Source organism: Methylobacillus pratensis (genome assembly GCF_054072455.1).
Genome location: NZ_JBSUSR010000005.1, coordinates 49,085 through 70,369, shown reverse-complemented (window position 1 = coordinate 70,369; position 21,285 = coordinate 49,085). Strand labels below are relative to the sequence as shown.

Below are 21,285 nucleotides of genomic sequence, written 5' to 3'. Positions count from 1 at the left end.
GCGGGCGGGAAGGTAAGAAGTATGAGTCAGCATGAATGGCATGCAGAAACATTGAGCGTGCGTGCAGGTAGCGAGCACACGCCATTCGGGGAGAACTCCGAGGCCATGTTCCTGACATCCAGTTTCGTATTCGAAAATGCCGCACAGGCTGCCGCGCGCTTTGGCGGCCAGGAGCCGGGCAATATCTATTCACGCTTTACCAATCCTACCGTCAGCATGTTCCAGAACAAGCTAGCGGCACTGGAAGGGGCGGAATTTTGCGTGGCGACTTCTTCCGGCATGTCGGCCATCCTTGCGTGCGTCATGGGCGTGTGTTCCGCCGGCGACCATGTGGTTGCTTCGCGCAGCATTTTCGGCACATCGGTGCAATTATTCAGCAATATCCTCAAGCGCTGGGGGTTGGAAACCACCTTCGTTCAGCTTTCCGATCCGGAGGCATGGAAAGCGGCGGTCAAGCCTAATACCAAGCTGTTCTTCCTGGAGACGCCCTCCAACCCGCTGACCGAAATCTGCGATATTGCGGCGGTAGCCGAGATTGCGCACCAGGCCGGAGCGCTGCTTGCCGTGGATAACTGCTTTTGCACGCCTGCATTGCAGAAGCCCCTGGAGCTCGGCGCGGATATCGTGGTGCATTCCGCCACCAAGTACATCGACGGGCAGGGGCGCTGCCTGGGCGGCGCGGTATTGGGCCGCAAGGACGTGCTGGAACCGGTCTACGGCTTCTTGCGCACGGCTGGTCCCACCATGAGCGCGTTCAATGCCTGGGTGTTCCTCAAGGGGCTGGAGACCTTGCATGTGCGCATGGAGGCCCATGCGCGCAATGCTTTGGCGCTCGCCCAGTGGCTGGAACAGCAACCGCGGGTCGAACGTGTGTACTACCCCGGGCTGCCGTCCCATCCGCAATATGCGTTGGCGCAGAAGCAACAGAAGAGCGGCGGCGCCATTGTGTCGTTCGACGTCAAGGGCGGCCAGCCTGCGGCCTGGCATTTGATCGATGCCACCAGGATGATCTCGATCACGGCGAACCTCGGGGACGCGAAAAGCACGATTACGCATCCGGCCACGACCACCCACAGCCGCGTCAGCCCTGAAGCCAGGGCGGCGGCGGGTGTCGGCGACGGCCTGGTGCGCATTGCCGTCGGCCTGGAGCATATCGACGATCTCAAGGCCGACCTCGCCTGGCTCAGCAGCTAGGATTAACCGGGCACTATTGCAGCGTAAGCCTGTCATAATGACAGTGCATGAATCGTTTGATCAGATAAGGAGAACAATATGAGCTTGAAAGATGAATACGTTGAAAAGCTGAAAACACAGCTCGACGAGTGGAGTGCGGATATCGACGTGCTGGAAGCCAAGGTGCGCAAGGCCGATGCTGAGCTGCGCGTCAAATACGATGAGCAGATTGCCAACTTGAAGGAAAAGCGCGAAGAAGCCAAGGTGAAGCTCGGCGAAATCCAGGCGTCGGCAGGAGAAGCCTGGAAGGAGCTCAAGAAGGGCAGCGACGAGGCATGGGAAGCCATCAAGCATGCCATTGCCGAGGCACGCAAGAAATTCAACGAATAAACCATAATCCAGATTCTTGACCACAGGCGAGGAGGCCGCGATGAAAACATCGATAATTGTTGGCGTGTTGCTGATCGTATTGGGCGCTGCAGCGTTGGTTTACAAGGGTTTCAGCTTTACTACGGAGGAAACGGTGGCGCAGATCGGGCCGTTGAAGGCAACCGCCGAGGTTGAGAACGATGTGGCGATTCCCGAAGTGCTGGGCATCGTCGCGATTGTGGCAGGGATTGCAGTCGTAGCCTTGGGTGTACGCAAGAAGTAGCCGAAGGCAATTTGTGCTGTAGCCAATAAAAAAACGGGACATCGAGTCCCGTTTTTTTATTGCGCCGTCCTGCTGAATTTACAGTGCGGAGGCGTTTTCTGCCAGGTACTTGGCAACGCCTTCAGGGGAAGCGTTCATGCCGGCCTTGCCTTTCTTCCAGCCTGCTGGGCAGACTTCGCCATGCTCTTCGAAGAACTGCAGGGCATCCACCATGCGCAACATTTCATCAATGTCGCGGCCTAACGGCAGGTCGTTTACCACCTGGTGCACGACAACGCCTTCCTTGTTGATGAGGAAGGAGCCGCGGTAGGCGACGCCGCCATCAGACTCAACGTCGTAAGCCTTGGCGATCTCGTGACGGATGTCCGCTACCAATGGATAGCCAACCTTGCCGATGCCGCCCTTGTCCACCGGCGTATTCTTCCAGGCCAGGTGGCTGAAGTGGGAGTCGATGGAAACGCCAATGACTTCGACGCCGCGCGACTTGAAATCCTCCAGGCGGTGATCAAAGGCGATCAGCTCGGAAGGGCAGACGAAAGTGAAATCGAGTGGGTAAAAGAAGATAACGGCAGGCTTGCCCTTGATGTGTTGGGAAAGGTTGAAGTCTTCCTTGATGGAATTGTCACCCAGTACTGCGGCAGCAGTGAAATCGGGAGCTGGTTTGCCAACTAAAACGGCCATGTGCTTTCTCCTTTTATCGTTAAGTTGTTCGAAACGCGTTAGCCTAAAGCAACTCCGGGTAAATTTCTAATTAATTTTTGCAATCGCCGACATGGATGCCAAGGTCGCGGTTGAGCCTGCTGGCAGCGCCAAGCCTGGAATCCTCTGCAAGATCAAGGACTAAATCCCGGCATGCTTTGCCGGGCGTATCGTGCTAGAATCCATGGCTTTAAGCCATTTTAAAGCCGATAGCAAATAATGGATCAGTTCGCCAAAGAAACCCTCCCTATCAGCCTCGAAGACGAAATGCGTCGCTCCTATCTCGATTACGCGATGAGCGTGATCGTGGGGCGTGCGTTGCCGGATGTGCGTGACGGCCTGAAGCCCGTGCATCGCCGCGTTCTTTTTGCGATGCACGAGCTCAGCAACGACTGGAACAGGCCTTACAAGAAATCCGCACGTATTGTCGGCGACGTCATCGGTAAATACCACCCGCACGGCGATACCGCGGTATACGACACCATCGTCCGTATGGCGCAGGATTTCTCCTTGCGCTATATGCTGGTGGACGGCCAGGGCAACTTCGGCTCGGTGGACGGCGACAATGCCGCCGCGATGCGGTATACCGAAATCCGCATGGCGCGGATCGCGCACGAATTGCTGGCCGACATCGACAAGGAAACGGTTGATTTCGGGCCGAACTACGACGGCTCCGAGCACGAACCCCTCATCATGCCGGCGCGCATCCCGAACCTGCTCATCAACGGCAGTTCCGGTATTGCAGTCGGCATGGCGACCAATATCCCGCCGCACAACCTCAACGAAGTGATTGCAGGCTGTCTGGCGCTGCTCAAGAACCCGGAAACCACGGTGGATGAACTGATCGAGATCATCCCGGCGCCCGACTTCCCGACCGCCGGCATCATCTACGGCACGGTAGGCGTGCGTGAAGGCTACCGTACTGGCCGGGGCCGTGTCGTCATGCGCGGCCGCACCCACGTGGAGGACCTGGAAAAGGGCAACCGCCAGGCCTTGATCGTGGATGAGCTGCCGTACCAGGTCAACAAGAAGACCTTCGTTGAGAAAATTGCCGAGCTAGTCAACGAGAAGAAGATCGAGGGCATTTCCGACCTGCGCGACGAGTCCGACAAGTCCGGCATGCGTGTCGTGATCGAGCTCAAGCGCGGCGAAGTCCCCGAGGTGGTGCTCAACAACCTTTACAAGCAGACCCAGCTCCAGGACACCTTCGGCATGAACATGGTGGCGCTGCTGGACGGCCAGCCGCGCCTGCTCAACCTCAAGCAGATGCTGGAAGCCTTCCTGCGCCACCGCCGCGAAGTGGTGACGCGTCGTACCGTCTACGAATTGCGCAAGGCGCGCGAGCGCGGCCACGTGCTCGAAGGCCTGGCAGTGGCGCTGGCCAACGTGGACGAGATGATTGCCCTGATCAAGGCCGCACCGACGCCGCCGGAAGCCAAGCGCGAACTGATGGCGCGCACCTGGAACTCGCCCGTGGTCGAGGAAATGCTCAAGCGCGCGGCCATGGAGGCTTCGCGTCCTGAAGGCCTGTCCGTCGATTTCGGCCTGACCCCGAATGGCTACAGATTGTCCGACGTGCAGGCGCAGGAAATCCTGCAGATGCGCCTGCAACGCTTGACCGGCCTGGAGCAGGACAAGATCGTCAACGAATACAAGGAGGTCATGGATATCATTGCCGACTTGCTTGATATCCTAGCCAAGTCCGAGCGCGTGACGCAAATCATTGTGGAAGAGCTGGCAGCCATCCTCAACCAGTTCGGCGACAAACGCCGCAGCGAGATTGTGCACAATGCGCAGGACCTTTCGCTCGAAGACCTGATTACGCCGCAGGATGTGGTGGTGACGCTGTCGCATACCGGCTATGTGAAATCGCAGCCGCTGGAAGAGTACCGTGCGCAACGCCGCGGCGGCCGCGGCAAGCAGGCGGCGGCCACCAAGGAAGACGATTTCATCGACAAGATGTTCGTGGCGAATACGCACGACTACATCCTGTGCTTCTCGAGCCGCGGCCGTGTCTACTGGCTCAAGGTCTACGAAGTGCCGCAAGGCAGCCGCATCAGCCGCGGCAAGCCGATCGTCAACCTGTTCCCGTTGGAGGAGGGCGAAAAGATCAATGCCATCCTGCCGGTCAAGGAGTTTGACGAAAATCATTATGTGTTCATGGCGACTGCCAAGGGCACCGTCAAGAAAACGGCACTGATTGAGTTCTCCAACCCACGCCGTTCCGGCATTATTGCGCTGAACCTGGATGATGGCGATTACCTGATCGGGGCCGAGGTCACCAACGGCGTGAACGACATCGTCCTCGTTTCCAACGGCGGCAAGGCGGTCTGGTTCGATGAAGAGGACGTGCGGGCGATGGGCCGTGCAGCGCGCGGCGTGCGCGGCATGAAACTTCAGGCTAAGCAGCAGGTGATTTCCCTGCTGATCGCCGATAACGACAAGCAAACCGTGTTGGTGGCCACTGAAAATGGCTACGGCAAGCGCACCGTCCTGGCCGATTTCCGTCATTCCGGTCGCGGTACGCAGGGCGTGAAGGCGATTGCGACCAGCGAGCGCAACGGCGTGGTGGTAGGTGCCCGCCTGGTAGGCGACGACGACGAGATCATGCTGATCACCACCGGTGGCGTGCTGATCCGCACCCGCGTGAAGGAGATCCGCGAGCTTGGCCGTGCCACCCAGGGCGTGACCTTGATCAACCTGGGCGAAGGCGAGAAGCTCTCCGGCCTGGAAAAGGTGGTGGAAACCGATGACGACAACGAAACCGCTGACGAATAAGGCCGAGTAGGATATTGATGACGCAAATCTATAATTTTTCTGCAGGTCCCGCAGTGCTTCCCAAGGAAGTATTGCAACAAGCCAGCGAGGAAATGCTGGACTGGCATGGCTCCGGCATGTCGGTGATGGAAATGAGCCATCGCGGCAAGGAGTTCATCAGCATTGCGCAAGAAGCCGAGGCCGATCTACGCGAACTGCTGGGGATTCCCGCCAATTACAAGGTTTTGTTCCTGCAGGGCGGGGCGCATGCGCAGTTTTCCATGATCCCCATGAACCTGCTGCGCGGCAAGAAGATGGCGGATTATCTGGATACCGGCATCTGGGCGCAGAAGGCGATAGAGGAGGCATCCAGGTACTGCGAGGTCAATATCGTGGCTTCCGCTGCCGGGCAGCAATATCGGCAGGTGCCGCTGCAATCGCAATGGAAGCCTAATCCGGATGCTGCGTTCCTGCATTACACCTCCAACGAAACGATAGGCGGGCTGGAGATGTTCTGGACGCCGCAAGTTGGCGATGTGCCGCTGGTGGTGGATATGTCCTCGCACATTCTTTCCCGTCCCGTGGACGTGAGCCAGTACGGCCTGATCTACGCGGGCGCCCAGAAGAACATCGGCCCGGCCGGGTTGACCATCGTCATCGTGCGCGAAGACCTCATCGGCGAGACCTTGCCCGGCACGCCGACCATGTTCGATTACAAGGTGCATGCGGACAACGAGTCGATGTACAACACGCCGCCGACCTACGGCATCTATATCGCAGGCTTGGTATTCAAGTGGTTGAAGGCCAAGGGCGGCCTGGCTGCCATCGAGAAGTTCAATATCAAGAAATCGGCCTTGCTGTACGATTATCTCGACAGCACGGATTTCTACAATTCGCCGATCGCACTGGAAAACCGCTCGCGCATGAATATTCCGTTCACGCTCAAGGATAGCGTCCTGGATGCGGAATTCCTCAAGCAGGCGCAAGCCCGCGGCTTGTTGCAGCTCAAGGGCCACCGCTTGCTCGGCGGCATGCGCGCATCCATCTACAATGCCATGCCGTTGGAAGGCGTGCAGGCATTGGTCGGCTTCATGCAGGATTTCGAGCGCGCCCACGGTTAAGAGAGGTCTGCATGAGTGATATCCTAAAAGGTTGCCGCGACCAGATCGATGCGATTGACGAGCAACTGCTCAAACTGATCAATGCTCGGGCTGCACTGGCGCGCGAGATCGGCGCGCTCAAGGGCGAGGGGCCGGTCTACCGCCCCGAACGCGAGGCGCAAGTGTTGCGCCGCCTGCTCGAGAAGAATACCGGGCCGTTGTCTGCAGAGGCGGTGACAGGCATTTTCCGCAGCGTGATGTCCAATTGCCGCGCATTGGAGCGCGAGCTGTCCGTGGCCTTCCTTGGTCCGCAAGGCACCTTCAGCGAGGAGGCGGCCAACAAGCAGTTTGGCGGGCTGAGCTCTCCCAGGCCGTGTATTTCCATCGATGAAGTATTTCGCATGGTGGAATCCGGCAGCGCGGATTATGCCGTCGTGCCAGTGGAAAACTCCACCGAAGGCGCGGTAGGACGCACCCTGGACTTGTTGACTACCACCAGTCTGCATATCTGCGGCGAAATCACCTTACCGATCCATCATTGCCTATTGCGCAGCAAGCAGGCCGACGGCGAAATCAAGCGCGTCTATTCTCATGCCCAGTCCCTGGGGCAATGCCATGAATGGCTCAACCTCAACCTGGGCGGGATCGAGCGGGTCAGCACCGGCAGCAATGCCCAGGCGGCAGAGCTGGCGAGGCAGGATACGTTTGCGGTGGCGATAGCCAGCCAGCGCGCTGCCGAGATATTCGACCTGGCCGTCCTAGCTGAGAATATCGAGGACGATCCCAAGAACGTGACGCGCTTTCTCGTCCTCGCCACACATGAGGTCGAGCCTTCTGGCAAGGACAAGACCTCCTTGTTGCTGGCTGCCAAGAACGTGCCCGGCGCCGTGGTCGGCCTGCTCGCGCCCCTGGCGCAACATGGCGTTGATATGAGCAAGTTCGAGTCGCGCCCTTCCAAGCTGGGCATCTGGGAGTACGTGTTCTTCGTGGATATCGAAGGGCATTATCAGGACCCCAAGGTGGCAAAGGCATTGTACGAACTTGAACAGCGTGCTTCCTTGCTCAAGGTGCTTGGTTCTTACCCGGTTGCCGTAATATGATGCGGGTGTGCCAGATGCAACGTCTGGCGCGGAGTTAGCGCAAGCTGCATGATAGTATCTCGTTGCCTCGTTCCGGAAGTTTGGGGCGGCTAGTGCGTGCTTGCGAATTATCGGGGAAATGATCTGTTGTTGAAGGGGGAGTATGCCGATTAGCCAGAACTTGTTATGGTCTGCTTCGCTACGCAAATGGACGCTGAGTTTCGAGAACGAGCGGCTGGAAGCGCTTTATCAGTTGCATGCCATTTCCAGCCTGCGCAGGCATTCACGCTTGGCCCTGGTGGTCGGGGCCGTCATGACCATGCTCTACGGCTTGCTCGACCCGTTATTCGTCAAGCCGGATGCGTTCGTCCATGTCTGGTATATCCGCACCATGGCCGTGATGCTGTTCTTTGCGGTGTTCTGGCTTTCCTTCTATCGGCATTTCCTCAAGTACAACCAGCTGTTCCTGGCGGTGGTCGCCTTGTTCAGCGGCTTGGGTCTGCTGGCCCAGGTGAGCTACATGCCCGTGGCCGCCATCAATTTCTACTATACCGGCCTGGTGGTCATGGTGTTCTGGACGTATACCTTCTCGGGATTGCGGTTTTTCAACTCAACCCTGGTCGGCATCGTACTATTCTTGGTGTTCAACATCATGTTCCTGTTCCTGAGGTCGCTGCCGCCGTTACAGGTGCTGATTTATGACGTATTCATCCTCTCCGCGAATATTGTCGGAGGCTTCGCCAGCTATGTGTCGGAAAAGCAGAGCCGGGAATTGTTCTTGCGCGAGAAGGACCTGGACAACGAGCGCCAGCGCCAGCAGGAGCGGGCGCTGCACGACCGCCTGACCGGCTTGCCCAACCGTGAATTGCTGCTTGACCGCATCGAGCAGGCGATCAATTTCTCTTCACGTAACAACCAGGTCTGCGCCGGCTTGTTCATCGACCTGGACAAGTTCAAGCCGATCAACGATACCTACGGTCACCTCATTGGCGACATCGTGCTGAAAGAGGTGGCGACGCGCCTGAAATACACCATGCGCGAGGCGGATACCCTGGCACGATTGGGCGGCGACGAGTTCTTCGTGCTGGCACGCGATATCGGCAATGCGGAAGCCGCCGACATTCTGGCCGAGAAATTGAAACGGCAGTTCCTGGCGCCCATCATCCTCGACGGCTTGCCGCCGATCCGCGACCTGTCCGCCAGCATCGGCATCTGTGTTTTCCCGTACCGGGATGTGTCGGCGGTAGACGTCATCAGGCGCGCGGATCATGCCATGTATGACGCCAAGCGCGAGGGCAGGCGCGAATCAAGCTACGCTTGATCGCCCGTGTTCGAATTCAATACCATGTTCAAAGGAATACTATCGTGACCAGGCTGTGCGACCTCGCGCCGTCCAACATTCGCGCGATTGCGCCTTACCAGCCGGGCAAGCCGATTACCGAGCTTGCACGGGAGATGGGGCTCAAGCCGGAGGCCATCATCAAACTGGCTTCCAATGAAAATCCATTGGGCGTCAGCCCCAAGGCTTATGAAGCCATGCAGGAGGCGCTGGAGGATATCGCACGCTATCCTGACGGTAATAGCTTTGCCCTGCGCGACTGTGTATGCCGCAAATTCAAGCTGCAGCCGGATCAACTGGTATTCGGCAACGGTTCCAACGACATCCTTGAGCTTGCCGCCCGTGCGTTCCTTACGCCTGGGACAGAGGCTGTATACGCCCAGCATGCGTTCGCAGTCTATGCCTTGGTGACACAGGCCACGGGGGCGACCGGCATCAGCGTGCCTGCCCGCGATTTCGGCCACGACCTGGATGCCATGTTGGCGGCAATTACGGACAAGACCCGTATCGTCTTCATTGCCAATCCCAACAATCCGACCGGCACCTTGCTTGGCAAGCAAGCCTTGCGCGACTTCCTCGCCAAGGTGCCCAAACAGGTATTGGCGGTGTTGGATGAGGCTTATGACGAATATCTTGCCGCCGATCTCAAGTCCGAAGCATTTTCCTGGTTGGCTGAGTTCGATAACCTGCTGATTTCCAGGACCTTGTCCAAGGCATATGGCTTGGCAGGCCTACGCGTCGGCTTTGGCGTTACTTCGCCTGGAATTGCGGATTTGATGAACCGGGTGCGCCAGCCGTTCAACGTCAATAGCGTTGCCCAGGCGGCGGCTGTGGCCGCACTGGAGGATGATGAATTTGTCGAGCGCAGTTATGCGCTGAACCAGGCCGGCATGGTGCAGGTCACGCAAGGCTTGGCCCGGCTCGGTTTGAGCTATGTTCCCTCGTATGGCAACTTCGTCAGCTTCCACGTGGCGCAGGCCGGGGAGGTGTATCAGCAACTGCTCAAGCACGGCGTGATCGTGAGGCCGGTTGCGGCATATGAAATGCCGGACTACCTACGGGTAAGCATCGGCTTGCACGCGGAAAATGCGCGTTTCCTCGAAGTACTTGAACACATATTGAAAACGCGCGCTTAATTCCCCATCGTCAGGCCTCGCAAGAGGCCTGATTGCTTTCCGGCCCTTGTGAGAGCCTGTTCAATGTCTTTTCATGGGGCACGCATGGCCCTAAAACGCGTTCGATCAAGACGCAGTCTGCAGGTAATGCTTATTTGCCTTGGCAAGGACTGCAACGCCGAGCGGATGAGTTTTAGGGCCATGCCCTTTGGGTTGCTCCGGCAAGATAGCCGCTGCTGCGTTGCAAATCCTCGCCGGGCAATGAGCCCGTCTGCGGTTTGCGCCTTGCATCACCCACCTTGCCGGGGCAACGTGCCCATGAAAAGACATTGAACAGGCTCTTAGGGCTTGGTTCTCCTTGTTTGACTCATGATAATCATGAGATGACTTTCGGTGTTTTCGCACTGTTTCCTGAGGCGTCCTCATTGCACAATGCACTCACGTTGTCGTCAGGCGTTTTTGCCCGGCGGCAGCGATATAAATCAATCAATTTAAAGGAGAGTATTATGTGGACCAAGCCAGAAGTTACTGAAATGCGTTTCGGTTTTGAAGTCACTATGTACGTTTGCAATCGCTAAGCGAGTCGATTGTAAGTGACACGATAGCCGGGGACCGAGGTTCCCGGCAGTTCATCAGCAAAAATCGAATTCTATAAAAAGGCTGATATGCATATTCATGTTCTAGGATCGGCAGCAGGCGGCGGTTTCCCGCAATGGAACTGCAATTGCCCGAATTGCGATGGCCTGCGCAAAGGCACGATCAAGGCAAAAAAACGCACGCAGTCTTCCATCTGCGTCAGCGCCGACGGCATCAACTGGGTGCTGTTCAACACTTCTCCAGATATTCTGCAGCAAATCCAGGAATTTGCTCCATTGCAGCCTGGCCGTGCGATCCGCGATAGCGGGATCGTGGGCATCGTGCTGATAGACGCGCAGATCGACCATACGACGGGCCTGCTGATGTTGCGCGAGGGCCAGGTCAAGCGCGAGATTTACTGTACCGACATGGTGTACCAGGACCTGACCACCGGTAACCCCTTGCTCAATATTCTCGGCCATTATTGCGGCGTGAACCGCCACGACATCCCGATTGACGGGAAAAACAGCTTCAGCGTGGAAAATGCGCCCGGCTTGCGTTTTACTGCCGTAGCCCTGAAAAGTGCAGCGCCGCCGTATTCGCCGCATCGTAACGATCCGCATCCAGGCGACACCATCGGCGTGCTGATCGAAGATCTTAACCATGGCAAGAAGGCTTTCTATGCGCCAGGCCTAGGCGAGATCGAGCCTCACCTGCCAGCCCTAATGGAGCAGGCGGACTGCATCATGGTGGACGGCACGTTCTGGACCAATACCGAAATGATCGATATGGGCCTGATGACCAAGAGAGCCCGCGACATCGGCCATAACCCACAGTCGGGCCCCGGCGGCATGATCGAGGTGCTGGATTCCTACCCCAATGCGCGCCGTGTGCTGATCCATATCAACAACACCAACCCGATTCTGCGCGAGGATTCCGCAGAGCGCGCAGAACTGACAAAACATGGTATCGAGGTCGCCTATGACGGCCTGGACATTATTCTCTAGGAGAACGGCATGAACGCACCTGTGATAGGCAACACTCCCTGGACCCGCGAAGAGTTCGAACAGCAACTGCGCGACAAGGGCAGGGGATACCATATCTACCATCCGTTCCACGTGATGATGTACGAAGGCAAACTCACGCGCGAACAATTGCAATGCTGGGTCGCCAACCGCTTCTATTACCAGATCAGCATCCCGCAGAAAGACGCGGCCATCATGTCCAACTGCCCGGACAAGGAAATCCGCAAGGGCTGGATACAGCGCATTATCGACCATGACGGAGATGCAAATAACGTCGGCGGCATCGAGGCATGGATACAGCTCGGCCAGGCAGTCGGCCTGAGCCGCGAAGACGTGACTTCCCTCAAGTTCGTCGCACCCGGCGTAAGGTTTGCCGTGGATGCCTATGTCAATTTTGCCAAGCAACGGCCATGGCAGGAGTCGGTATGTTCCTCCCTGACCGAACTGTTTGCGCCGCATATCCATCAACAGCGCATCAGCTCCTGGCCCAGCATGTATCCCTGGGTAAAGGAAGAAGGGCTGGTCTATTTCAAGAAGCGCCTGACCGAAGCCAGGCGCGATGTCGAGCAAGGGCTTGCCGTGACCCTGGATTACTTCAGCCAGAGCCGTGAGTTACAGGAAAAGGCGCTGGATATCCTGCAATTCAAGCTGGATGTGCTGTGGGTCATTGCCGATGCCATTATGCTCGCCTCAACCAATATCAAGGTAGAACAACATGTCGACTATCTCAGACAACCACGATAAGGCAGATAACGCCAGCGTCGTCTCCTCAGGTGATATTTATGCCATCGCGCGCCATTACCGTTTCCAATGGGAAGAAGCGCAGCAATGCTACGTGCTGCTGTTTCCCGAGGGCATGATCAAGCTCAATGGCGGGGCGGGCGAAGTCATCAAGCGCGTGGACGGCCAGCGCAGCGTCGCTGACATCGTGGCCGATGTGCAGGCCGCCTTTCCCGACGTGGCGGACATCGAGGCCGATGTGGTTGCCATGCTTGACCTCGCACTGGAAAAGGCCTGGCTGGAAAAGCGTAATTAGCGGCCTGTGGCAGGCGCATTGCGGAAGGAGCAGAAAACATGAGTACACCGGTTCAACAAAACAACGGCGTTGCCGCCTCCAAGACCAACACCCAGCCCCTGTGGCTGCTGGCCGAGGTGACGTATCGCTGCCCCTTGCATTGCGCCTTCTGCTACAACCCCACGGATTACGACAAGCACACCAAGAACGAGCTGAGCACCGAGCAATGGATACAAGCCCTGCGCGATGCGCGCAAGCTTGGCGCATTGCAACTGGGCATTTCCGGCGGGGAGCCGCTCCTGCGCGACGATATCGAGGACATTGTCGCCGAGGCCGGCCGCCTTGGCTATTACACCAACCTCATCACTTCCGGAGTGGGACTCACTGAAAAGCGCATCAGCGCCTTCAAGGCGGGCGGGCTGGACCATATCCAGCTTTCCATGCACGACATCACCGAGGAAATCAACAATTTCATCACCGGCACCCGCACCTTCGAGCTGAAGAAAAAAGTCGCGGCCATGATCAAGGCCCATGGCTATCCCATGGTGCTCAACGTCGTGATCCACCGCTTCAACATCAAGCACGTCAAGGAAATCCTCGAGATGGCGGAAGCGCTGGGGGCGGATTTCGTTGAACTGGCGAATACCCAGTATTACGGCTGGTCCCTGGTCAACCGCAGCCAGCTTATGCCGACCAAGGAGCAGATCGACGAGGCCGAAGCCATCACCAATGCCTTCCGTGAAAAAGTTGGCAACAAAATGAAGATATTCTTCGTGGTGCCGGACTACTTCTCCAACCGTCCCAAGAAATGCATGAACGGCTGGGGCGAAGTGTTCATGATCGTCACGGCCAACGGCGACGTGCTGCCATGCCACTCGGCGCGCGTATTGCCCAACATGAGCTTCCCCAACGTCAAGGCCAACGGCCTGAAATGGGTGTGGGAAGAGTCGCCTGCCTTCAATAAATACCGCGGCGACGACTGGATGAAAGAACCCTGCCGCAGCTGCCCGGAAAAAGAGAAGGATCTCGGCGGCTGCCGTTGCCAGGCATTCCTGCTCTCAGGCGACGCCGAGGCGGCCGACCCGGTGTGCACCAAGTCGCCGCACCGGCACTTGATCGACGAAGCCATTGCCAACGCGCAAAAGCCTTACCTGCAGGCGCAGCCTATCTTCTTCCGCAATGACAAGAACTCTCGCAAGCTGATCGAGGGCGAGAATAGGGAGTTGGTGGAAGAGTTTCATGCCTTGCCTTAACCAACGAAAAAGGGGAGCGAAGGCTCCCCTTTCTGTTCCAGCCTTAGCGGCTTAATGTGACAGATGCAAGCCGCACTCGCGGTTTTCCTCGCCCTTGGTCGGGTCGAAGTAGTCGAAGTTGTTCGGCAAATTGTGGGCGGTGAGGTACTGGTACAAGTCTTTTGAACTCCAATGCAGCAATGGCGCTACCTTGATCAAGCCGTCCGGGTTGATGCTGACCGGGTCCATTTGGGCGCGTACTGCAGTATCGGTGGCGCGCAGGGCGGTGAACCAGACTTCAGGCGCCGTTTCACGTAGGGCGCGCGCAAAGGGTTCCAGTTTGACTTCTTCCGTAAACGCGGCATGGCGTGGATCATCGAGTGCCGGAACGGGGCCATCAACGGCTTCCTGATGTGCGCGGGAGCGCTTGGGCAGGTAGATGCTCAGGTTGAGTTTGAGTTGATTCGTAACCTCATCTGCAAAGCGGTAGGTCGCCTCGGTGTTGTAGCCGCTGTCCATCCAGATCACGGGAGTGTCGGGGCGGACTTTGGCGACCATGTGCAGGATGACGGCCTCGAAAGGGCGGAAGTTGGTCGTGATGATGGCTTTCTTGTTCAGGCCAAGTGCCCATTCCACCAGTTTTTCCGCGTCGCGTCCCAATTCTGCGTTGATTTTTGCCAAGTCCAGTTGCATGCTTTACTCCGTATTGATGGATCGACTAAAGTCGACATAAGGTAAGTGACTTATTGTAACAAAGCGCCGCTCCGATTACATTGGCACTAGCCTGGTTGGAGGCTATCCATTATTGGCCGTATGGGGAATGTTGGAGCGGCTTATAAAAAAATCAAACGCTTAGTCTATGGAGGTAAGGGATGTTCAGTGCGCTGCTACAAAACCAGATCCAGAAGAGTTTGACCGGCTTGCCCGTATCCGTGAGCTGGAACGGCGAATTACTCGCAGGCGATGCGGATGCCAAGGTATCGATCCTGGTGAACGATGCCAAAGTCCTGGCCGTGCTGGCCAAGCCGACATTGGGCGGGCTTGCGCGGGCCTATGTCGAAGGCTGGGTGGATTTGCTGGGCAAGGCGCAGGATATCTTGTCGCTGGGCCAGGCCTATTGTGGGGTGGATGCGAGCAACGATGCCGAGACACGCAAGGACTGGCGGTGGTGGCGCCATACCCGCAGCCGCGACCGCCGCAATATCACTTACCACTATGATGTTTCCAATGATTTCTACGGGTTGTGGCTGGACCGGCGGCGGGTCTATTCCTGCGCTTATTTCGCCGATGGCGACGAAAGCCTGGAGCTAGCCCAGGAAAAAAAGCTAGACCATATCTGCCGCAAGCTGATGCTGAAGCCGGGCGAGCGATTCCTTGATATCGGTTGCGGCTGGGGCGGCCTGGTGATGCATGCCGTCGAGCATTATGGCGTCAAGGCGGTGGGCATTACCTTGTCCGACAATCAGCACGCGCATGTGCAGCGCATGATAGATGAACGCGGCTGGCAGGATAGGCTGGAAGTCAGGCTCATGGACTACCGCGACCTGCCCGGGCATGAGACCTTCGACAAGATTGCCAGTGTCGGCATGTTCGAGCATGTCGGCCGCAAGAACCTCCGGCTGTATTTCGACAAGATATACAGCCTGCTAAATAACGGCGGGCTGGTCATGAACCACGGCATCACCTCGGTGGCAGTGAAGAGCAGCGGGCTGGGCAACGGCATTGCCGAGTTCATCGATGAATACGTCTTTCCCGGCGGCGAGCTGACGCATGTGTCCAACGTGCTGGCGGAGCTGTCCCTTTCTGGCCTCGAGCCGCTGGACGCGGAAAACCTGCGTCCGCATTACGGCAAGACGTTGTGGGAGTGGGTGGAGCGCCTGGAGCAGCATCGCGAGCAGGCGTTGTCCATGATCGGCGAGAGCAAATACCGCATCTGGCGCATCTATATGGCGGGTTCGGCGTTCGCGTTCGATCACAATTGGCTGTCCCTGTTCCAGATCGTCGCCGGCAAGCCCGATGCACAAGGCATGCTGGATTATCCATACAACCGTAGCCATATTTACCGTTAGGCGATATTCTTGAGGTTTTTGCCGGGCTGGCCCTGGCAGGGCTTACCGGGGAAACATGCGTCATTCCATTTTGCTGGTGTACGTGCTTGCAGGCCTGACGGCGCTGGCACCGTTCGCGATCGATACCTACCTGCCTGCCTTTCCCCTGCTGGAGCGCGATCTTGGCGCTTCCACGGTGGAAATCCAGCATAGCCTCACCCTGTACCTGCTGCCTTACGCGTTGATGACGCTGTTCCATGGCGCCATCAGTGATGCGGTAGGCCGCATCACGACCATACGCTGGGGGTTGGGCATCTTCATCCTCGCCTCGATAGGCTGCATGCTGGCGCCCAATGTGGAGACGCTGTGGACCATGCGGATTCTGCAGGGGCTCTCGGCCGGGGCCGGCAATGTGGTGGCGCGCGCCATGGTGCGCGATCTTTTCCAGGGTGTGGAGGCGCAGCGCGTCATGGCGACGGTGCAAATGCTGTTCGGTATCGCCCCGGCGGTGGCGCCCATCATCGGTGGCTGGCTGCTCGGCATCCACTGGCAGGCAATCTTCGGCTTCCTCGCGCTGTATGCGGTACTGATCGCGCTTGCGGCATCGAAGTATCTGCCCGAGACCATGCCGAAGGAAAAGCGTACGCCGTTATCGGTGGCGAACGTATGCCGCAATTACCAGGCAATTTTCAACCATAGGGAATTCAGCTTGCTGGTGTTGGCAATCGGGGCGAATTTCTCGGCATTCTTCCTCTATGTGCTGGCGAGCCCGGTATTCCTGATCCATCACCTGGGCCTGAGTTCGCAACAGTTCGCCTGGATGTTTATTCCCACGGTTTGCGGCACGGTGCTGGGGTCATGGCTTGCCAAGCGCGCGGCGGGCAAGTATGGCGCACGGCAGATATTGCGCTTTGCCTATGCATGGATGGCCGCAATGGCGGTGCTAAACCTTGCAGCCAGCTTGTTGCCTTTTACCCACGCCGCATTGAATATCCTGCCGGTCGCCTTGTTCAATATCGGGCTTGCGCTGGCGATGCCCTTGCTTTCAATCAGCGCGCTGGACTGCCATCCGCGCATCCGCGGTACGGCAGCGTCCGGGCAGGCGTTCATGCAAATGCTGCTGTCGACGGTTTCCGCCGGACTGGTGGCTCCCCTGGTCTGGCATCATCCGGCAGGGCTGGCCTTGGCGATGCTTGGATATTTGCTGTTAGGCTGGCTTGCTGCCAGGCGTACCAAGTTGTTCAAGCATGCGCATGCCGGGCCAGGATTGCCCGAGCAATAAAGGCGGTAGCCCTTTATAATAGCGAACTTGACTGGCCGAACCGGCTTCAACTGCATTCAACCAGGCAGCCTGGCTGCCAAGAACTCGAGAGGTTTTCATGGTAATCAAACCCCGCGTGCGCGGCTTTATTTGTGTTACGGCACACCCTACCGGCTGCGAAGCCAACGTCAAGCAGCAGATCGACTACGTCAAAGCGCAAGGCGCCTTCAACGGCCCCAAGCGCGTGTTGGTGATCGGCGCATCCACCGGCTATGGGCTGGCAGCGCGCATCAGTGCCGCATTCGCGAGCGGCGCCGCGACAGTAGGCGTGTTCCTGGAGCGTGCTGGCGAGGGCAGCAAGCCGGGGTCGGCTGGCTGGTACAACTCCGCTGCATTCCACAAGTTTGCGGAAGCGGAAGGGCTGTATGCCAGCAGCGTGAACGGCGATGCGTTCTCCGATGCCGTGAAGCAGCAGACCATAGACATCATCAAGCGCGACCTCGGACAGGTCGACCTCGTGGTATATAGCTTGGCCGCGCCGCGCCGTACCCATCCCAAGACCGGCCATGTTTACAACTCCACCCTCAAGCCCATAGGCAAGACCCTGCACCAGCGCGGCCTGGATACCGACAAGGAAGTGGTGAAGGAAAACGTGATCGAGCCTGCCACCGACGAGGAAATCGCCAATACCGTCGCCGTGATGGGCGGCGAGGATTGGCAGATGTGGATAGAGGCGCTGGACCAGGCCGGTGTGCTGGCCGATGGCGCCAAGACCACGGCCTTTACCTACCTAGGCGAGAAGATCACGCACGATATCTACTGGAACGGCACCATAGGCGCGGCCAAGAAGGACCTGGATCAGCGCGTGCTGGAGATTCGTGAGCAACTGGCCGCCAAGGGCGGCGATGCGCGCGTGGCCGTGCTCAAGGCGTTGGTTACCCAGGCCAGTTCCGCGATTCCGATGATGCCGCTCTATCTCTCCTTGTTGTTCAAGGTAATGAAGAAGGCAGGCACGCATGAAGGCTGTATCGAGCAGGTCGACGGCCTGTACCGCGACAGCCTTTACAACGACAAGCCGGTTGTGGACGAAGAAGGCCGACTGCGCGCCGACTACAAGGAATTGGCGCCTGAAATCCAGAACGAGGTGGCAGCGTTGTGGGACAATGTCACGGATGAAAACCTGTACGAATTGACCGATTTCGCCGGCTACAAGTCAGACTTCCTGCGCCTATTCGGTTTTGGCGTGGAGGGTGTCGATTACGAGGCCGACGTGGATCCTGAAACCCCGATTCGCAACCTGAGCCAGGTTTAAAAATCTAGGTATAAAAACGACAGCCAATAAAAAAGCCCACGTTAGTGGGCTTTTTTATTAAAGCGGAAAGCGTTGCTTGTTTGCTTATTTATTCGACCAGCAGGTCGCGCTTGCCCGTGGTGCCGTTGTTGGCGTCGGCGTCGGGCAGGGGAGCCTTGCGCGCAGTGATGGACGGCCAGATTTGCGACAGGCGCGCGTTCAGCTCGATGAACTCTTGCTGGTCGTCAGGCACGTCATCCTCGGAGAAGATGGCTTCAGCAGGGCATTCCGCTACGCAAAGGGTGCAATCTATGCATTCATCCGGATTGATTGCCAGGAAGTTGGGGCCTTCAACAAAACAATCCACCGGGCAAACATCGACGCAGTCGGTATATTTGCACTGGATGCAGTTCTCGGTTACTACGTATGCCATTTATATTCCTCTATGGGTCTTAGCACTACTTAATATAATGCTCGGATTATAAGCGATATTAAATACGGTATTTATTGATTTTAGCAATAAGGCTGTTTGGTTTTGCCGATACAAATCAGGCCTGTGCCATCCCTGCGCCAACGGTATTGTTGGTCGCTTCATCGATAATAATGAAGGAACCGGTGGCACGGTTGACATCGTAAGGGTCGACCATCAACGGTTGCGCCAGCTTGAAGCTGATGCGGGCGATATCGTTCATGTTCAGGCTGCCCTCGGCTGCCAGTTGCTCGGTGGTGTTGACATCGATCTTGTACTCGATGTTGCCCACCTTGGCCTTGGATTCGCGCGTGGTATGGCGGATGATGTAGGTGCGGGCGGGCGAAAGCGGGGTTTCGGACAGCCAGCACACCATGGCATTCAACTGCTTGACCGGGGCAGGCGCTTCAGCCTTTTTCACGATCATGTCGCCGCGGGAAATATCAATCTCGTCCTCGAGCAGGATGGTGATGGATTGCTCGGTGATGGCATGTCGCAGCGTCACGTCGCCAAGCTGGATCGCCTTGACGCAGGAATTCAAGCCGGATGGCAGCACGGTGACTTCGTCGCCCACGGCAATGTCGCCGGACTCGACGCGGCCCATGAATCCGCGGAAATCATGCAACTCGGGATCGTCGGAAGCGTGCGGGCGGCAGACGAACTGCACGGGGAAGCGGAAGGACTCGGTGCGTTCGGAATGGGCCGGCGGGGCCGATTCCAGCAGTTCCAGCACCGTAGGGCCCTGGTACCAGGGCATTGCATTGCCGCGATCCACGATCATGTCGCCGTTGAGGGCGGACATGGGCACGAAGTGGATATCGCGTCCGTTGCGCTGCAGGCCGATCTGCTCGGCGAATTCCAGGTAGGTGGCGCGGATGCGCTCGAATTCGGACTGCGAGTAATCCACCAGGTCCATCTTGTTGATCGCGACCACGATATGCGGGATGCCCACCAATTGCGCCAGATAGGAGTGACGGCGCGTCTGGGTCAATACGCCCTTGCGCGCGTCGATCAGGATGATGGCGAGGTTGGCGGTGGAAGCGGCTGTGACCATGTTGCGCGTGTATTGCTCGTGACCGGGGGCGTCGGCAATGATGTACTTGCGGGTGCCGGTGCTGAAGTAGCGGTAGGCGACGTCGATGGTGATGCCTTGCTCGCGTTCCGCCTGCAGGCCGTCGGTGAGCAGGGAAAGGTCGACGGATTCCATGCCGCGCTTTTGCGAGGTGCGTTCGATCTGGGTCAGGGTGTCCGCCAGGATGGTCTTGGTGTCGTACAGCAGGCGGCCGATCAATGTGCTCTTGCCGTCATCCACGCTACCGCAGGTCATGAAGCGCAACAGGCTGTCGTTGTGCGCAGGTAGATTTTCTAGTTTGGACATCTTCAGTACTCTTTAAACTTGTCGCTATTCAGCTGGTTGGTTGGTCGGCTGATGAATCTGGCCGTCATCTGCAGTGCGTAGTGGCCTAGAAATAGCCTTCCTTCTTGCGTTGCTCCATGGAGGCGTCCGAGGTCTGGTCGTCCAGGCGCGTGGCGCCGCGTTCGGTGATGGTGGTGGTCGCGGTTTCCAGCACGATCTTGCCCAGGGAGTCGGCATCGCTAGGCACAGGTGCCGTACACGTGATGTCGCCGACGGTGCGGAAGCGCACCTGCATGCTGATCACTTCTTCGCCAGCCTTGGGATGGTTGATGACCTCGCCGCTGGTAAGCGGCACGTTGACAGGGAAAATCGCGCCGTTGCGCATCACGATATCGCGATTATGCGCGAAGTAGATGCTGGGCAGGCCGAGCTGCTCGCGTTCGATGTATTGCCAGACATCCATTTCCGTCCAGTTGGAAATCGGAAAGGCACGGATGTTCTCGCCCTTGTGCGAACGGGCATTGTAGAGGTTCCACAATTCAGGGCGCTGGTTCTTCGGGTCCCATTGGCCGAACTCGTCGCGGAAGCTCATGATGCGTTCCTTGGCGCGGGCCTTTTCCTCGTCACGGCGTGCGCCGCCGATGCAGCAATCGAAGCCGAACTCCTCGATAGCTTCCAGCAGGGTGACGGACTGGTGCTTGTTGCGGGATTCGTCCGGCGATTTCAGTACCACGCTGCCGCGCTTGATGGAGTCTTCCACCGAGCGCACGATCAGGCGCTCGCCGAGCTCGGCGGCACGCTGGTCGCGGAAGTTGATCACTTCCTGGTAGTTGTGGCCGGTGTCGATATGCATGAGCGGGAACGGAAAGCGGCCCGGGCGGAACGCCTTTTCTGCCAGGCGCAGTATGCATAGCGAATCCTTGCCGCCGGAAAACAGCAGCACGGGGTTGGAGCATTGGCCTGCCACTTCGCGCAGGATATGGATCGCTTCCGCTTCAAGCCAGTCGAGGTGGGAGAGGGTGGATTGGGTCAAGGTCGTCATATCGATTTTGTGCTGAAACTGTTGCTGTCTGTCAGCTCACATCTCCAGTTAGGAT

Annotated in this window: 21 protein-coding genes; 16 read left to right on the top strand and 5 right to left on the bottom strand. The window is 57.8% G+C overall.

The window, feature by feature from the left end; all coding sequences use genetic code 11:
• Positions 1 to 21: 21 nt before the first annotated feature.
• The 3 genes from ACW4YW_RS11295 to ACW4YW_RS11285 all read left to right on the top strand — a co-directional run bounded on the left by ACW4YW_RS11295 (position 22) and on the right by ACW4YW_RS11285 (position 1,825).
• A complete protein-coding gene (locus ACW4YW_RS11295) occupies positions 22 to 1,194 on the top strand; it encodes an O-succinylhomoserine sulfhydrylase (protein WP_457137634.1) in 1,173 nt (390 codons plus the stop codon).
• Positions 1,195 to 1,272: 78 nt separating this feature from the next.
• A complete protein-coding gene (locus tag ACW4YW_RS11290) occupies positions 1,273 to 1,563 on the top strand; it encodes a sll1863 family stress response protein (protein ID WP_457137633.1) in 291 nt (96 codons plus the stop codon).
• A gap of 40 nt (positions 1,564 to 1,603) precedes the next feature.
• Positions 1,604 to 1,825 carry a hypothetical protein gene (locus tag ACW4YW_RS11285; RefSeq protein ID WP_457137632.1) on the top strand — a complete coding sequence of 74 codons (222 nt, stop codon included), beginning with the start codon at positions 1,604 to 1,606 and terminating at the stop codon, positions 1,823 to 1,825.
• Positions 1,826 to 1,903: 78 nt separating this feature from the next.
• Here the strand turns inward: ACW4YW_RS11285 and ACW4YW_RS11280 are convergent, their stop codons facing one another.
• Positions 1,904 to 2,506, bottom strand: coding sequence for a peroxiredoxin (locus tag ACW4YW_RS11280; RefSeq protein WP_407993619.1), 603 nt, complete (start codon positions 2,504 to 2,506; stop codon positions 1,904 to 1,906).
• Between the two features lie 237 nt (positions 2,507 to 2,743).
• Here ACW4YW_RS11280 and gyrA point away from each other — a divergent pair, with 237 nt between their 5' ends.
• The 10 genes from gyrA to pqqE all read left to right on the top strand — a co-directional run bounded on the left by gyrA (position 2,744) and on the right by pqqE (position 13,783).
• Entirely contained in the window at positions 2,744 to 5,302 is a 2,559-nt protein-coding gene (gene gyrA / locus ACW4YW_RS11275; protein ID WP_457137631.1) for a DNA gyrase subunit A, read from the top strand.
• 17 nt (positions 5,303 to 5,319) lie between these two features.
• Complete coding sequence (gene serC / locus ACW4YW_RS11270) at positions 5,320 to 6,402, top strand: 3-phosphoserine/phosphohydroxythreonine transaminase (protein WP_457137630.1); 1,083 nt, start codon at positions 5,320 to 5,322, stop codon at positions 6,400 to 6,402.
• 11 nt (positions 6,403 to 6,413) lie between these two features.
• Positions 6,414 to 7,481 (top strand): prephenate dehydratase, encoded by a 1,068-nt coding sequence (gene pheA / locus ACW4YW_RS11265; protein ID WP_457137629.1) that lies wholly within the window; start codon positions 6,414 to 6,416, stop codon positions 7,479 to 7,481.
• A gap of 142 nt (positions 7,482 to 7,623) precedes the next feature.
• Positions 7,624 to 8,781, top strand: coding sequence for a diguanylate cyclase domain-containing protein (locus ACW4YW_RS11260; RefSeq protein ID WP_457137628.1), 1,158 nt, complete (start codon positions 7,624 to 7,626; stop codon positions 8,779 to 8,781).
• A gap of 44 nt (positions 8,782 to 8,825) precedes the next feature.
• Positions 8,826 to 9,935 (top strand): histidinol-phosphate transaminase, encoded by a 1,110-nt coding sequence (hisC, locus tag ACW4YW_RS11255; RefSeq protein ID WP_457137627.1) that lies wholly within the window; start codon positions 8,826 to 8,828, stop codon positions 9,933 to 9,935.
• Positions 9,936 to 10,420: 485 nt separating this feature from the next.
• Complete coding sequence (pqqA, locus tag ACW4YW_RS11250) at positions 10,421 to 10,492, top strand: pyrroloquinoline quinone precursor peptide PqqA (protein ID WP_081774944.1); 72 nt, start codon at positions 10,421 to 10,423, stop codon at positions 10,490 to 10,492.
• An 87-nt stretch (positions 10,493 to 10,579) separates the two neighbouring features.
• On the top strand, positions 10,580 to 11,497 hold the full coding sequence (pqqB, locus tag ACW4YW_RS11245; protein WP_457137626.1) for a pyrroloquinoline quinone biosynthesis protein PqqB: 918 nt from the start codon (positions 10,580 to 10,582) through the stop codon (positions 11,495 to 11,497).
• A gap of 9 nt (positions 11,498 to 11,506) precedes the next feature.
• Entirely contained in the window at positions 11,507 to 12,259 is a 753-nt protein-coding gene (pqqC, locus tag ACW4YW_RS11240; RefSeq protein ID WP_457137625.1) for a pyrroloquinoline-quinone synthase PqqC, read from the top strand.
• Positions 12,231 to 12,551 (top strand): pyrroloquinoline quinone biosynthesis peptide chaperone PqqD, encoded by a 321-nt coding sequence (pqqD, locus tag ACW4YW_RS11235; protein WP_457137624.1) that lies wholly within the window; start codon positions 12,231 to 12,233, stop codon positions 12,549 to 12,551. Before pqqC ends, pqqD begins: the two co-directional genes overlap by 29 nt.
• Before the next feature lie 38 nt (positions 12,552 to 12,589).
• A complete protein-coding gene (gene pqqE / locus ACW4YW_RS11230; RefSeq protein WP_457137623.1) occupies positions 12,590 to 13,783 on the top strand; it encodes a pyrroloquinoline quinone biosynthesis protein PqqE in 1,194 nt (397 codons plus the stop codon).
• A 51-nt stretch (positions 13,784 to 13,834) separates the two neighbouring features.
• Here pqqE and ACW4YW_RS11225 read toward each other — a convergent pair whose 3' ends face one another.
• On the bottom strand, positions 13,835 to 14,455 hold the full coding sequence (locus ACW4YW_RS11225; RefSeq protein ID WP_457137622.1) for a phosphoadenosine phosphosulfate reductase domain-containing protein: 621 nt from the start codon (positions 14,453 to 14,455) through the stop codon (positions 13,835 to 13,837).
• Positions 14,456 to 14,634: 179 nt separating this feature from the next.
• Between ACW4YW_RS11225 and ACW4YW_RS11220 the strand changes: the two genes are divergently transcribed.
• The 3 genes from ACW4YW_RS11220 (at position 14,635) to fabV (ending at position 18,383) form a co-directional block, all read left to right on the top strand.
• Positions 14,635 to 15,831, top strand: coding sequence for a class I SAM-dependent methyltransferase (locus ACW4YW_RS11220; RefSeq protein WP_457137621.1), 1,197 nt, complete (start codon positions 14,635 to 14,637; stop codon positions 15,829 to 15,831).
• A 55-nt stretch (positions 15,832 to 15,886) separates the two neighbouring features.
• The gene (locus ACW4YW_RS11215) at positions 15,887 to 17,092 is read left to right on the top strand and encodes a multidrug effflux MFS transporter (RefSeq protein WP_457137620.1); all 1,206 of its coding nucleotides are present in this window, start codon (positions 15,887 to 15,889) and stop codon (positions 17,090 to 17,092) included.
• Between the two features lie 97 nt (positions 17,093 to 17,189).
• Complete coding sequence (gene fabV, locus ACW4YW_RS11210; protein WP_457137619.1) at positions 17,190 to 18,383, top strand: enoyl-ACP reductase FabV; 1,194 nt, start codon at positions 17,190 to 17,192, stop codon at positions 18,381 to 18,383.
• 88 nt (positions 18,384 to 18,471) lie between these two features.
• On the opposite strand, the gene fdxA is transcribed toward fabV, so the two are convergent.
• The 3 genes from fdxA to cysD form a co-directional block, all read right to left on the bottom strand.
• Complete coding sequence (gene fdxA, locus ACW4YW_RS11205) at positions 18,472 to 18,795, bottom strand: ferredoxin FdxA (protein ID WP_457137618.1); 324 nt, start codon at positions 18,793 to 18,795, stop codon at positions 18,472 to 18,474.
• A gap of 115 nt (positions 18,796 to 18,910) precedes the next feature.
• On the bottom strand, positions 18,911 to 20,209 hold the full coding sequence (gene cysN, locus ACW4YW_RS11200) for a sulfate adenylyltransferase subunit CysN (protein ID WP_457137617.1): 1,299 nt from the start codon (positions 20,207 to 20,209) through the stop codon (positions 18,911 to 18,913).
• An 85-nt stretch (positions 20,210 to 20,294) separates the two neighbouring features.
• Positions 20,295 to 21,230, bottom strand: a complete 936-nt coding sequence (gene cysD, locus ACW4YW_RS11195) for a sulfate adenylyltransferase subunit CysD (protein ID WP_457137616.1) — start codon at positions 21,228 to 21,230, stop codon at positions 20,295 to 20,297.
• Between the last annotated feature and the right edge of the window lie 55 nt (positions 21,231 to 21,285).

Bases quoted from the DNA above. Each gene is read 5' to 3' on its own strand.
- ACW4YW_RS11225 (WP_457137622.1), bottom strand. From the start codon at position 14,455: ATGCAACTGGACTTGGCAAAAATCAACGCAGAATTGGGACGCGACGCG.
- ACW4YW_RS11280 (WP_407993619.1), bottom strand. From the start codon at position 2,506: ATGGCCGTTTTAGTTGGCAAACCAGCTCCCGATTTCACTGCTGCCGCA.
- gyrA (WP_457137631.1), top strand. From the start codon at position 2,744: ATGGATCAGTTCGCCAAAGAAACCCTCCCTATCAGCCTCGAAGACGAA.
- ACW4YW_RS11290 (WP_457137633.1), top strand. From the start codon at position 1,273: ATGAGCTTGAAAGATGAATACGTTGAAAAGCTGAAAACACAGCTCGAC.
- pqqE (WP_457137623.1), top strand. From the start codon at position 12,590: ATGAGTACACCGGTTCAACAAAACAACGGCGTTGCCGCCTCCAAGACC.
- fabV (WP_457137619.1), top strand. From the start codon at position 17,190: ATGGTAATCAAACCCCGCGTGCGCGGCTTTATTTGTGTTACGGCACAC.
- pqqC (WP_457137625.1), top strand. From the start codon at position 11,507: ATGAACGCACCTGTGATAGGCAACACTCCCTGGACCCGCGAAGAGTTC.
- pheA (WP_457137629.1), top strand. From the start codon at position 6,414: ATGAGTGATATCCTAAAAGGTTGCCGCGACCAGATCGATGCGATTGAC.
- ACW4YW_RS11220 (WP_457137621.1), top strand. From the start codon at position 14,635: ATGTTCAGTGCGCTGCTACAAAACCAGATCCAGAAGAGTTTGACCGGC.
- cysN (WP_457137617.1), bottom strand. From the start codon at position 20,209: ATGTCCAAACTAGAAAATCTACCTGCGCACAACGACAGCCTGTTGCGC.
- pqqB (WP_457137626.1), top strand. From the start codon at position 10,580: ATGCATATTCATGTTCTAGGATCGGCAGCAGGCGGCGGTTTCCCGCAA.
- pqqD (WP_457137624.1), top strand. From the start codon at position 12,231: ATGTCGACTATCTCAGACAACCACGATAAGGCAGATAACGCCAGCGTC.
- cysD (WP_457137616.1), bottom strand. From the start codon at position 21,230: ATGACGACCTTGACCCAATCCACCCTCTCCCACCTCGACTGGCTTGAA.
- ACW4YW_RS11295 (WP_457137634.1), top strand. From the start codon at position 22: ATGAGTCAGCATGAATGGCATGCAGAAACATTGAGCGTGCGTGCAGGT.
- ACW4YW_RS11285 (WP_457137632.1), top strand. From the start codon at position 1,604: ATGAAAACATCGATAATTGTTGGCGTGTTGCTGATCGTATTGGGCGCT.
- ACW4YW_RS11260 (WP_457137628.1), top strand. From the start codon at position 7,624: ATGCCGATTAGCCAGAACTTGTTATGGTCTGCTTCGCTACGCAAATGG.
- serC (WP_457137630.1), top strand. From the start codon at position 5,320: ATGACGCAAATCTATAATTTTTCTGCAGGTCCCGCAGTGCTTCCCAAG.
- fdxA (WP_457137618.1), bottom strand. From the start codon at position 18,795: ATGGCATACGTAGTAACCGAGAACTGCATCCAGTGCAAATATACCGAC.
- ACW4YW_RS11215 (WP_457137620.1), top strand. From the start codon at position 15,887: ATGCGTCATTCCATTTTGCTGGTGTACGTGCTTGCAGGCCTGACGGCG.